The organism is Pseudomonas sp. HLT2-19-2 (genome assembly GCF_054898005.1).
Map to the genome: position 1 here is coordinate 5,722,835 of NZ_CM142712.1, position 13,012 is coordinate 5,735,846.

The 13,012-nt window shown below is 61.2% G+C and carries 8 protein-coding genes; all 8 read left to right on the forward strand.

Translation table 11 applies throughout. The annotated features are described in order from the left end of the window. Positions 1-26 precede the first annotated feature (26 nt). The 8 genes from betB (at position 27) to yccS (ending at position 12,983) form a co-directional block, all read left to right on the forward strand. Positions 27-1,499 carry a betaine-aldehyde dehydrogenase gene (gene betB / locus ACYZTU_RS26960; RefSeq protein ID WP_461966809.1) on the forward strand — a complete coding sequence of 491 codons (1,473 nt, stop codon included), beginning with the start codon at positions 27-29 and terminating at the stop codon, positions 1,497-1,499. A 178-nt stretch (positions 1,500-1,677) separates the two neighbouring features. Next, complete coding sequence (gene betA / locus ACYZTU_RS26965) at positions 1,678-3,381, forward strand: choline dehydrogenase (protein ID WP_461966811.1); 1,704 nt, start codon at positions 1,678-1,680, stop codon at positions 3,379-3,381. Positions 3,382-3,652: 271 nt separating this feature from the next. After that, the gene (locus ACYZTU_RS26970; RefSeq protein ID WP_461966812.1) at positions 3,653-5,095 is read left to right on the forward strand and encodes a TldD/PmbA family protein; all 1,443 of its coding nucleotides are present in this window, start codon (positions 3,653-3,655) and stop codon (positions 5,093-5,095) included. Further along, a complete protein-coding gene (locus tag ACYZTU_RS26975) occupies positions 5,095-6,432 on the forward strand; it encodes a TldD/PmbA family protein (protein WP_461966813.1) in 1,338 nt (445 codons plus the stop codon). The genes ACYZTU_RS26970 and ACYZTU_RS26975 overlap by 1 nt, the downstream gene beginning before the upstream one ends. Positions 6,433-6,568: 136 nt before the next feature. Further along, positions 6,569-7,996 (forward strand): multidrug transporter subunit MdtD, encoded by a 1,428-nt coding sequence (gene mdtD, locus ACYZTU_RS26980; RefSeq protein ID WP_449645629.1) that lies wholly within the window; start codon positions 6,569-6,571, stop codon positions 7,994-7,996. Between the two features lie 105 nt (positions 7,997-8,101). Then, complete coding sequence (dbpA, locus tag ACYZTU_RS26985) at positions 8,102-9,439, forward strand: ATP-dependent RNA helicase DbpA (RefSeq protein WP_461971177.1); 1,338 nt, start codon at positions 8,102-8,104, stop codon at positions 9,437-9,439. Positions 9,440-9,494: 55 nt separating this feature from the next. After that, complete coding sequence (locus tag ACYZTU_RS26990; protein ID WP_449645628.1) at positions 9,495-10,673, forward strand: BaiN/RdsA family NAD(P)/FAD-dependent oxidoreductase; 1,179 nt, start codon at positions 9,495-9,497, stop codon at positions 10,671-10,673. Between the two features lie 126 nt (positions 10,674-10,799). After that, the gene (gene yccS, locus ACYZTU_RS26995; protein WP_461966814.1) at positions 10,800-12,983 is read left to right on the forward strand and encodes a YccS family putative transporter; all 2,184 of its coding nucleotides are present in this window, start codon (positions 10,800-10,802) and stop codon (positions 12,981-12,983) included. Positions 12,984-13,012: the final 29 nt, after the last annotated feature.

Sequence of the window (13,012 nt, forward strand, 5' to 3'; positions counted from 1 at the left end):
ACCACTTATGCACTTGCGAGGACACTATGGCCCGTTTCGAATTGCAAAAACTCTACATCGATGGCGGTTACTCCGACGCCAGCAGCGACGCCACCTTCGAAGCCATCAACCCGGCTAACGGTGAAGTCCTCGCAACAGTACAGCGTGCGACCAAGGAAGACGTTGAGCGCGCTGTCGTCAGCGCTGAAAAGGGCCAGAAAATCTGGGCCGCGATGACCGCCATGGAGCGTTCGCGCATCCTGCGCCGTGCCGTGGACATCCTGCGCGAGCGCAACGATGAACTGGCCGCCCTGGAAACCCTGGACACCGGTAAGTCGTACTCCGAAACCCGTTACGTCGACATCGTTACCGGCGCTGACGTGCTGGAGTACTACGCAGGTCTGGTGCCGGCCATCGAAGGCGAGCAGATTCCGTTGCGCACTACGTCTTTCGTTTACACCCGTCGCGAGCCGCTGGGCGTCGTGGCCGGTATCGGCGCGTGGAACTACCCGATCCAGATCGCCCTGTGGAAATCCGCCCCTGCCCTGGCAGCCGGTAACGCGATGATCTTCAAGCCAAGCGAAGTCACCTCCCTGACCACCTTGAAACTGGCCGAGATCTACACCGAAGCCGGCGTTCCGGCTGGCGTGTTCAACGTGCTGACCGGCAGCGGCCGTGAAGTCGGCACCTGGTTGACCGAGCACCCACGCATCGAAAAAATCTCCTTCACCGGCGGCACTGACACCGGCAAGAAGGTCATGGCCAGCGCTTCCGCGTCTTCGCTGAAAGACGTGACCATGGAACTGGGTGGCAAATCTCCGCTGATCATTTTCGACGACGCCGACCTCGATCGCGCCGCCGACACCGCAATGATGGCCAACTTCTACAGCTCCGGTCAGGTCTGCACCAACGGCACTCGCGTGTTCGTACCGACTCACCTGAAAGCGGCTTTCGAAGCCAAGATCGCTGAGCGCGTTGCGCGCATCCGTATCGGCAACCCGGAAGACGAAAACACCAACTTCGGTCCGCTGGTCAGCTTCGCCCACATGGAAAGCGTGCTGGGCTACATCGCCAAAGGTAAGGAAGAAGGCGCTCGCGTCTTGTGCGGCGGTACTCGCCTGACCGACGGCGACTTCGCCAAAGGCGCATTCGTGGCACCGACCGTGTTCACCGACTGCACCGACGAGATGACCATCGTTCGCGAAGAAATCTTCGGCCCGGTCATGGCCATCCTGACCTACGACACCGAAGAAGAAGTGATCCGTCGTGCCAACGACACCGACTTCGGCCTGGCGGCGGGCATCGTCACCAAAGACCTGAACCGCGCTCACCGCGTGATTCACCAACTGGAAGCCGGTATCTGCTGGATCAACGCCTGGGGCGAGTCCGACGCCAAGATGCCGGTCGGCGGCTACAAGCAGTCGGGCGTGGGCCGTGAGAACGGCATCAGCTCGCTGAACAACTTCACACGCATCAAATCGGTACAGGTCGAACTGGGCGATTACGCCTCGGTTTTCTAAGCAGGCATCTGCTTCGCCTGCGAGGCCGCCTTCGCGGGCAAGCCTCGCTCCTACAGGATCGGGGTTTGCCGCGGTTTTGTGCACGACGCAAAACCTGTAGGAGCGAGGCTTGCCCGCGAACGAGTGCGCAGCACTCGCCATGGCCATGACCTGACCAACTTCAAAGAGGGTGCATTTAATGTCCCAAGAATTCGATTACATCATCATCGGTGCCGGCTCGGCCGGTAACACCTTGGCGACCCGTCTGACTGAAGACGAAGGCGTCACCGTCCTGCTGCTCGAAGCAGGCGGCCCGGACTACCGCTTGGACTTCCGCACGCAAATGCCGGCCGCCCTGGCGTTCCCTTTGCAAGGTCGTCGCTACAACTGGGGCTACGAAACCGATCCAGAGCCACACATGGACGGTCGCCGGATGGAATGCGGTCGCGGCAAGGGCCTGGGTGGTTCTTCGCTGATCAACGGCATGTGCTACATCCGCGGCAACGCGATGGATTACGACAACTGGTCGAAACTGCCAGGTCTGGAAGACTGGGACTACCTGAACTGCCTGCCGTACTTCCGCAAGGCTGAAACTCGGGACATCGGCGCGAACGACTACCACGGTAGCGACGGCCCGGTCAGCGTGACCACGCCGAAAGCCGGCAACAACCCGCTGTTCCACGCGATGGTTGAAGCCGGCGTGCAAGCCGGTTATCCGCGTACCGAAGACCTCAACGGTTATCAGCAAGAAGGTTTCGGCCCGATGGACCGCACCGTGACGCCGAACGGTCGTCGCGCCAGCACCGCTCGCGGTTACCTGGACATCGCCAAGAAGCGCTCGACCCTGACCATCGTCACCCACGCCCTGACCGACAAGATTCTGTTCGAAGGCAAGCGTGCAGTCGGCGTGCGTTATTTGATCGGCGCCGCAGAAGAGCGCGTTGAAGCCCGCGCCCGCAAAGAAGTGCTGCTGTGCTCCGGCGCCATCGCGTCGCCGCAGATTCTGCAACGTTCCGGCGTCGGCCCGGCCGAACTGCTGAACACGCTCGACATCCCGGTGGTTCACGACCTGCCAGGCGTCGGCGAAAACCTGCAGGATCACCTCGAGTTGTACCTGCAATACGCGTGCACCCAACCGGTTTCGCTGTACCCGTCGCTGCTCTGGTACAACCAGCCAGCCATCGGTGCCGAGTGGCTGTTCAACGGCACCGGCATCGGCGCCAGCAACCAGTTCGAAGCCGGCGGTTTCATCCGTACACGCGAAGAATTCGATTGGCCGAACATTCAGTACCACTTCCTGCCGGTCGCGATTAACTACAACGGCAGCAACGGTGTGAAAGAGCACGGTTTCCAGGCGCACATGGGTTCCATGCGTTCGCCGAGCCGTGGTCGCATTCAGGCCAAGTCCAAGGATCCGCGCGAGTACCCGAGCATCCTGTTCAACTACATGGCCACCGAGCAGGACTGGCAGGAATTCCGTGACGGCATCCGCCTGACCCGTGAAATCATGCAACAGCCTGCGCTGGACGCTTTCCGTGGCCGCGAAATCAGCCCCGGCATCGACGTGCAAACCGATGAGCAGCTGGACAAGTTCATCCGCGAACACGCCGAAACCGCGTTCCACCCGTCCTGCTCGTGCAAGATGGGCACCGACGAAATGGCGGTGGTTGATGCCGAAGGTCGTGTGCATGGCATGCAAGCCCTGCGCGTGGTCGACGCCTCGATCATGCCGATCATCACCACTGGCAACCTGAACGCACCAACGATCATGATCGCCGAGAAAATCGCCGACAAGATCCGTGGTCGCCAGTCATTGCCGCGCAGCACCGCCAACTACTTCGTGGCCGGTGATGCACCGGTGCGTGGCAAGCCGATGCGGGATGTGAGCCTTACCGCGCAGTAAGACCGTTACACCGAGGTGCGGCCTTCGCGGGCAAGTCGAATCGTCGCACCGCTCGCTCCTACATGGGATCGTGTTTCCGTGTAGGAGCGAGGCTTGCCCGCGAAGAGGCCCGACCAAACGACACATCTCCATCTGACACACCCTGGTAATCCCTTCCCACACCGCTCCGCCCTTGATCCTACCCCCACGCAGGCCTAATCTAGCGCCACGCAAACGTTTCACCCCCTCGCAACATCGATACACCGCCACTCCATACCAAGGAGGTTCCCGAATGTTCGATTTCCACCCCCAGCTCAAGCAGCGCTTCGCTGCCTTGCGCACGGGCGCTGAATTCTTTTCGCTGCGTTATGTGCGCGAGTCCGGTCAATACCTGTCGGTGCGCAAGAATGTCGCCGAACCTCCGAGCCTGAGCCGTGACGAAGGCGCGATGCTGACCGTTCGAGTCAACGGCGTCGAAGCCTACGCCGCGACCAACGACCTGTCCCAATCAGGCCTGCAAGCCGCCCTGGAGCGTGCCGAGCAACAAGCCCGTCGACTCAAGCCCCACGCCTTGCTCGACCTGCGCGAGCAAGCCGTCTCCAGCGACCGCGCCGACTACTTTTCACCGAACCTGGACCAGCCCTTCCCGTCCCTGAGCGATTGCTACCAACTGCTCGGCGCCGAATCCGCCGCCGTGCCCAAGGACGAGCGACTGGTGAACTGGCAGGTGAGCATCGGCATCACCCACGTCGAGCAGATCTACCTCAACAGCGCCGGCGCTGAGTTGCGCCAGGCCCAGCGTTTCGTCTACCCGAGCCTCGAAGTCACCGCCTACGACGGCAGCGACAGCCAGACCCGCACCCTGGGCCGCGAGAACTTCGGCCAACAGGGTGGCTTCGATGTCATCAGCCGTTGCGGTCTGGTCGGCGCCGGCCCGCTAGTCGCTGATCAAGCGCTGCAATTGCTGCTGGCACCGAACACCCCGCAAGGCCCGCGCGACCTGCTGTTGATGCCGGACCAAATGATGCTGCAGATCCACGAATCCATCGGCCACCCGCTAGAGCTGGACCGAATCCTGGGCGATGAACGCAATTACGCCGGCACCAGTTTCGTCAAGGCAGAAGACTTCGGCCATCTGCAATACGGCTCCAAACTGCTCAACGTGACCTTCGACCCGGATATCCCTGAACAGCTTGCCAGCTACGGCCATGACGACGACGGCACTGCCGCGAGCAAACAGTTTCTGATCCGCGAAGGTTTGCTGCTGCGCCCATTAGGTGGTGCGCTGTCGCAATTCCGTGCCGGCATGGACGGCGTCGCCAACAGCCGCGCCTGCGGCTGGAACCGCCCGCCAATCGACCGCATGGCCAACCTGAACATCGAGCCCGGCGATCAACCGCTGGAGCAACTGATCGGCAACATCGAACACGGCATCATGATGTCGACCAATCGTTCGTGGTCCATCGACGATGCGCGCAACAAATTCCAGTTCGGCTGCGAATGGGCTCAGTTGATCGAAAACGGCGAACTCAAAGGCGTGGTGAAGAACCCCAACTACCGGGCGATTTCCGCACAGTTCTGGAAAAGCCTCAGCGCCGTCGGCGATGCGAACACCGTCAAGGTCCTGGGCACGCCGAACTGCGGCAAGGGCGAACCGAATCAGGTCATTCGCGTCGGGCATGCGTCGCCGGCCTGTGTGTTCAGCAACGTAGATGTATTTGGGGGAGATGCCTGATGAGCACTTCAAAAAATCAGGCCGAGTCGTTCAAGGCTTTGGTCAACTGGCTGCGCGATGCGATTCGCGAGCCGGAACAATTCACCCTCAGCTACGCCGCCGAATCGTCGGCCTTCGTGCGCTTCAACCACGCCAAGGTTCGTCAGGCCGGTCAGGTGCAGCAGGCGAGTGTCGGTTTCAAACTGATCAACGATGGCCGGCATGCCGACCTCAACATCACCCTTTCCGGTGATGCCGAAGTCGATGTTCAGCGCCTCGCCGAAGGTCTGCAACAGTTGCGCGAAACATTGCCGTTGTTGCCGCAGGATCCGTACCTGCTGCTCAACCACAATGGCTGGCAGAGCAAGAACGTGCAGGAGCATCAACTGCCTGACACCGAGCAAGTGGTCGCTGAAATCACCCAGGCCGCCGAAGGGCTGGACCTGGTGGGCTTCTATGCTGCCGGCCCGATCAGCCGCGGTTTCGCCAGTTCTTCGGGTGCGTTCGGTTGGCACCAGGCCAACAGCTTCAACTTCGACTTCAGCCTGTTCCATGACAACGGCCAGGCGGTGAAAGCCAGTTACGCCGGGAACGACTGGAACAGCGAAGGGTTTGCCAAGCGCTTTGCACAGGCACGCGAGCAGTTGGCGTTTCTCGGCAGACCGCAACACACCTTGGCGCCGGGTCAGTACCGCGCCTATCTGGCGCCGGCAGCCCTAGGGGAAATCATGGACATGCTGGGCTGGGGTGGTTTCTCGGCGCAGTCGATTGCCAGCAAAAACAGTCCGCTGCAGAAGCTTTACGCGGGCGACAGTGCGTTCAGCCCGTTGGTGTCCGTCGATGAAAAGGTCAGCGGTTCGATGAGCCCGGCATTCTCCGGCGAAGGTTATCCGCGCAGCGATCTTGGGTTGATCGTCAACGGCAAGGCCGGCGCGCAGATGGTCAGTTCACGCAGTGCGGCCGAGTACGGTCTGACCGCCAACGGTGCCAGCGGTGGTGAGATGCCGAGCGCAGTGAACATGGCGGCCGGTACGTTGCCTGACGCAGAGATTCTCAAGCAATTGGGCACTGGCTTGTACATCAGCAACCTGTGGTACTTGAACTACTCGGACCAGCCGGCGGCACGCCTGACCGGCATGACGCGGTTTGCGACCTTCTGGGTCGAGAACGGCGAGATTCAGGCGCCGGTGAGTACGATGCGGTTTGATGACAGTGCCTACAGTTTGCTGGGATCGCAGCTGGAAGCATTGACCGAAGAGCGCGAGCTGATGTTGTCGGCCAGTACCTATAGCCAGCGGGCCACGGCCTCGGCGTTGTTGCCAGGTGCGCTGATCAGCAAACTGACCTTGACCCTCTGACACAGATCGTTCCCACGCTCCGCGTGGGAATGCAGCCTGGGACGCTCCGCGTCCCTGCCGAAGCGGACGCGGAGCGTCCATTGAGGCATTCCCACGCGGAGCCTGGGAACGATCATCTCCGACAACAAGAGGTCCCATGCCCAACCGCCCGCCTCTCGACGCTGTCACCGCCCGCTGGGTTCCGTGGGTTGTCGCGATCGCTTTCTTCATGCAATCCCTCGACGGCACCATCCTCAACACCGCCCTGCCCGCCATGGCCCGGGACTTGGCCGAAGACCCGCTGCGCATGCAGGGCGTGATCATCGCCTACATGCTCACCGTCGCCTTACTGATCCCCGCCTCAGGCTGGATCGCCGACCGTTTCGGCACCAAGAAAATCTTCTTCGGCGCGATTCTGCTGTTCAGCCTCGGCTCGTTGCTCTGCGCGTTATCGAGCACCCTGAGCATGCTGATTGGCGCGCGGGTGATCCAGGGCCTGGGCGGTGCGCTGATGCTGCCGGTCGGACGATTGGTGGTGCTGCGCGCCTACCCGCGCTCGGAGCTGGTGCGGATCATGGGTTTCATCACCATTCCCGGCCTGCTCGGCCCGCTGATCGGCCCGACCATGGGCGGCTGGATGGTGGAATACCTGACCTGGCATTGGATCTTCCTGATCAACCTGCCCGTGGGCGCCGTCGGGTGTTACGCGGTGTGGAAATTCATCCCCGATCTGCGTGGCAGCGAACGTACGCGTTTCGACAGCCTGGGCTTTTTGCTGTTTGGCGCAGCGATGGTGCTGATCACCATCGCCATGGAAGGTCTCGGCGAATTGCACCTGCCGCACTTGCGCGTGATGTTGCTGCTGTTCGGCGGCATGGCCTGTCTGGCGGCCTACTGGTTACGGGCCGGGCACATTGAAAATCCACTGTTCGCGCCGTCGCTGTTCAAGACCCGGACGTTTGCCGTCGGCATCCTCGGCAACCTGTTCGCCCGACTGGGCAGCGGCGCCCTGCCGTTCCTCGTGCCGTTGCTGCTGCAAGTGGCGCTAGGTTATTCGCCGTCTCAGGCCGGGATGAGCATGCTACCGCTGGCGGCGGCGGCGATGGTCGCCAAGTCGGTGGCCCGGCCGCTGATCGAACGTTTGGGCTATCGCATGGTGCTCACCGGCAACACGTTGGCGCTGGGGCTGATGCTGGCAAGCATGGGTCTGGTCAGCGAGCAAACACCGTACTGGTTGCTGTTGGTGATGCTGTCGATCCTCGGCGCGATCAACTCCTTGCAGTTCACCGCGATGAACACCGTAACCTTGATCGACCTCGACGACGCCAGCGCCAGCAGCGGCAACAGCCTGCTGTCGGTGGTCGCGCAATTGTCCCTGAGCCTCGGCGTTGCCTGTGCCGGTGCGCTACTCGGTGGTTTCACTGCCGAAGTCAGAAACGATGGCGTGGACACGGTTTTGGGCGCGTTCCAATTGACGTTTGTGACGGTCGGAATCATGGCGATGCTGGCCGCGACGATCTTCTCACAGCTCTCAAAGGAAGACGGACGGCGCGTCAAGCGTCCGGAAGAGCACATAGAGCCTTAGGGCGAATGGCCACCGGGCTGGTACACTGCGCGACATTTTGTTTTGCAGGCCAGTCCCGTGACCACCATCGCCACCGCTTTTAATACTTTGCCGCTGTCCGCCGCCATGCTGGCTAACCTCGACTCCCTCGGTTATGCCCAGATGACGCCGATCCAGGCGCAAAGCTTGCCGGTGATCCTCAAGGGGATGGACCTGATCGCCCAGGCCAAGACCGGCAGCGGCAAGACCGCCGCCTTCGGTATCGGCCTGTTGAACCCGATCAATCCGCGCTTCTTCGGTTGCCAGGCGCTGGTCATTTGCCCGACTCGCGAGTTGGCTGACCAGGTCGCCAAGGAAATCCGTCGTCTGGCCCGCGCCGAAGACAACATCAAGGTCCTGACCCTGTGCGGCGGCGTGTCGTTCGGCCCGCAGATCGGTTCACTGGAGCACGGCGCGCACATCATCGTCGGCACTCCCGGGCGCATTCAACAGCACCTGCGCAAGGGTTCGCTGGTGCTCCACGGCCTGAACACGCTGATCCTCGATGAAGCCGACCGCATGCTCGACATGGGTTTCTACGACTCCATCGAAGAAATCATTGCGCAGACCCCGGAGCGCCGCCAGACCCTGCTGTTCTCCGCCACGTATCCGGTGGGCATCAAGCAACTGGCGTCGAAATTCATGCGCACCCCTCAGATCGTGAAGGCCGAGGCGTTCCACGACGATACGCAGATCGAGCAGCGCTTCTACGAGATCTCTCCGGAAGAGCGCATGGACGCGGTGGTCAAAGTCCTCGCGCATTTCCGTCCAGCTTCCTGCGTAGCGTTCTGCTTCACCAAGCAGCAGGTTCAGGAAACCGTTGATCACCTGACCTCCAAAGGCATTTCCGCCGTCGGTCTGCAGGGTGATCTGGAACAGCGTGACCGCGACCAGGTGCTGGCGATGTTTGCCAACCGCAGTACTTCGGTGCTGGTCGCCACCGACGTCGCCGCTCGCGGTCTGGACATCGATGCGCTGGATATGGTGATCAACGTCGAGCTGGCCCGTGATTCGGAAATCCACATCCACCGTGTGGGCCGTACCGGTCGTGCGGGTGAGAAAGGCATCGCGATCAGCCTGGTCGCGCCGTCCGAAGCGCACCGCGCCCAGGCCATCGAGCAACTTCAGAAGTCGCCGTTGAGCTGGGATCAACTGGACAACCTCAAGTCCCAAGGCGGCGCACCGCTGCTGCCGGTAATGAGCACGCTGGTCATCGGCGCTGGCCGTAAAGACAAGGTTCGTCCGGGCGACATTCTCGGTGCACTGACGGGCGATGCCGGTATTCCAGGCGCTCAGGTAGGCAAGATCGCGATCTTCGACTTCCAGGCGTATGTGGCTGTTGAACGCGGGATCGCCAAGCAAGCCCTGCAGCGTCTGAACGACGGCAAGATCAAAGGCCGTTCGCTGCGCGTGCGCATCCTGTAAGAACAGCGCACATCCCACAGTTTGTTTTGTGGTGACACATTAAGAGGACACCGTTTTGCGCTCTACCGAAGTCGTGATCATTGGCGCTGGCGCCGCAGGTTTGATGTGTGCGCTGACCGCCGCCGGGCGCGGGCGCAAGGTGATGTTGCTCGACCATGCGAACAAGGCCGGCAAGAAAATCCTGATGTCGGGCGGTGGCCGCTGCAATTTCACCAACATGTACACCGAACCGAACAATTTCCTCTCGCAGAACGAACACTTCTGCAAATCGGCCCTGGCCCGCTACACCCAGTGGGATTTCATCGGGATGGTCGCCAAACACGGCGTGCCCTACCACGAGAAAAAACTCGGCCAATTGTTCTGCGATAACAAATCCAGCGACATCCTCGAGATGCTGCTCAACGAGTGCGATCAGGTCGGCGTCAGCCTGCACCTGGACACCTCTATCCAGCACATCGAGAAAATGGAAAGCGGCTACCTGCTGCAAACCACTCTCGACCAGATCACCTGCGAATCGTTAGTGATCGCCACGGGCGGCTTGTCGATCCCGACGCTGGGTGCGACCGGTTTCGGTTATCAAGTGGCCAAGCAGTTCGGCCACGACTTGCTGCCGACCCGCGCAGGTTTGGTGCCGTTCACCATCACCGATCAGCTCAAGGAGCTTTGCACCGAGCTGTCCGGTACATCGGTGGATTGCCTGGTGAGCTGCAATGACCAGAGTTTCCGCGAGAACATCCTGTTCACTCACCGCGGCCTCAGTGGTCCGGCGATTTTGCAGATCTCGTCGTTCTGGGAGTCCGGCGATACGGTGGAGATCAACCTGCTGCCGGATTACGACGTACCGACCTGGTTGCAACAGCAGCAGGCCGAGCGTCCGAACAGCGAGCTTAAAACCCTGCTCGGTGAAATCTTCACCAAGAAGATGGCCAACCTGCTGGCGGACAACTGGTTCGTGTCCAAACCGATGAAGCAGTACACCCACGCGGAAATTGCCGACATCGCGGAAAAACTGGCGAGCTGGAAAGTCGTGCCGGCCGGCACCGAAGGCTACCGCACCGCCGAAGTGACCCTGGGCGGCGTCGATACGCGAGAAGTCTCGTCCAAGACCATGGAATCGCTGAAAAGCCCCGGCCTGTATTTCATTGGTGAAGTACTCGACGTCACCGGTCACCTGGGCGGCTTCAACTTCCAGTGGGCCTGGGCCTCGGGTTACGCCGCCGCGCAATTCGTCTGACCCACACAAAACAACTGTGGTTGATATCAAGGAACAGATTTTGCTGTCAGATGTGATCGGCGCCATTGCGTCGACGTCATTACTGGCTCAATTTAGCGTCATTGCCTCGGAAGGCCTCCGCACTTCATGCCATCGACCCCGTTTAATCAGTCTCTGCGTCGCCTCTGGGCGTTGGATAAATTCAGCTACAGCGTGCGGGTGTTCATCGCCCTGACCGGCAGCATGGCGCTGTGTTGGTATATGGATGAAATGGGGCTGCTGATCCCGCTGTTCCTCGGGATCATCGCCAGCGCCCTGGCCGAGACCGACGACAGTTGGCAGGGCCGCCTCAACGCACTGGCCGTGACGCTGGTGTGTTTCAGCGTCGCCGCCTTCTCCGTCGAACTGCTCTTCCCCTACCCCATCATTTTTATCATCGCCCTGGCGCTGGCCAGTTTCGGCCTGACCATGCTCGGTGCCCTCGGCGAACGCTATGGCGCGATTGCTTCGGCGACGTTGATTCTGTCGGTCTACACCATGATCGGCGTGGACCAGCGCGGCGGCGCCGTCACCGATTTCTGGCACGAGCCGGTGCTACTGGTGGCCGGTGCGGCCTGGTACGGTTTGCTCTCGGTGCTGTGGCAGGCGCTGTTTTCCAATCAGCCGGTGCAGCAAAGCCTGGCGCGATTGTTCCGTGAACTGGGTTTTTACCTGAAGCTGAAATCGTCGCTGTTCGAGCCGATCCGCCAGTTGGACGTGGAAGCGCGTCGACTGGAGCTGGCGCAGCAAAACGGTCGTGTCGTGGCAGCACTGAACGCCGCCAAAGAGATCATCTTGCATCGGGTGGGCAACGGTCGACCGGGCTCGAAACTCAGCCGATACCTGAAGTTGTACTTCCTCGCCCAGGACATCCACGAGCGCGCCAGCTCCTCGCACTACCCTTACAACGCCCTGGCCGATGCCTTCTTTCACAGCGACGTGATGTTCCGTTGTCAGCGCCTGCTGCGCCAGCAAGGCCAGGCCTGCCGGGCGCTGGCCGAGTCGATCCAGATGCGCCAGCCGTTCATCTATGACGCCAGCTTCGCCGAAGCCCTGAGCGATCTGCACGCCTCCCTCGAACACCTGCGCATTCAGAGCAACCCGGCCTGGCGCGGGTTGTTGCGCTCGTTGCGGGCACTGGCGGCCAACCTCGGCACGCTCGACCGTTTGCTCAGCGACGCCAGCAACCCCGATGCCCTGGCCGACGCCACCGACAGCAGCCTACTCGACCGTTCGCCACGCAGCCTCAAAGATGTCTGGATACGCTTGCGCACCCAGCTGACACCGACCTCGTTACTGTTCCGTCACGCCCTGCGTTTGCCCCTGGCCTTGAGCATCGGCTACGCGATGGTGCATTTGATCCACCCGTCCCAGGGTTACTGGATCATCCTCACCACGCTGTTTGTCTGCCAGCCAAACTACGGCGCCACCCGCCGCAAACTCGGCCAGCGGATCATCGGCACCGCCATCGGCCTGACGGTGGCCTGGGCGCTGTTCGATCTGTTTCCGAATCCGTTGGTCCAGTCGTGCTTTGCGATCGCCGCCGGGGTGGTGTTCTTTATCAACCGCACCACCCGCTACACCTTGGCCACAGCCGCGATCACCTTGATGGTGCTGTTCTGCTTCAACCAGGTCGGGGATGGTTACGGGTTGCTCCTGCCGCGGCTGTTCGATACCTTGCTCGGCAGCCTGATCGCCGGGCTGGCGGTATTCCTGTTCCTGCCGGACTGGCAGGGCCGACGCCTGAATAAAGTGCTGGCCAACACGCTGACCTGCAACAGCATTTACCTGCATCAGATCATGCAGCAATACGCCGCCGGCAAAAGCGACGACCTGGCTTATCGCCTGGCCCGCCGCAACGCGCACAACGCTGATGCGGCGCTATCGACGACGCTCGCCAACATGCTGATGGAACCGGGGCATTTCCGTAAGGAAGCGGATGTCGGTTTTCGCTTCCTGGTGCTGTCGCACACCTTGCTCAGTTATTTATCCGGACTGGGCGCACACCGAGACACCCAGCTACCGCCGGACGTACACGAGCATTTGATCGACGGTGCCGGCGTGAAACTGGCCGCCAGCCTCGATGAAATTGCCCAAGGCCTGGCGAGCAAACTGCCGATTGCGATTCAAAGCGATGAGGAAGAGGCACTGGCCAATACGCTTGAGCAGATGCCGGACGAAATCGATGAAGGGCAACGATTGGTGCAGACGCAGTTGGCATTGATCTGCCGACAGCTTGGGCCATTGCGCACGTTGGCAACGCATCTCATTAAAGACACCCGCGAAACCTGAGATCGTTCCCACGCAGAGTGGTGGGAACG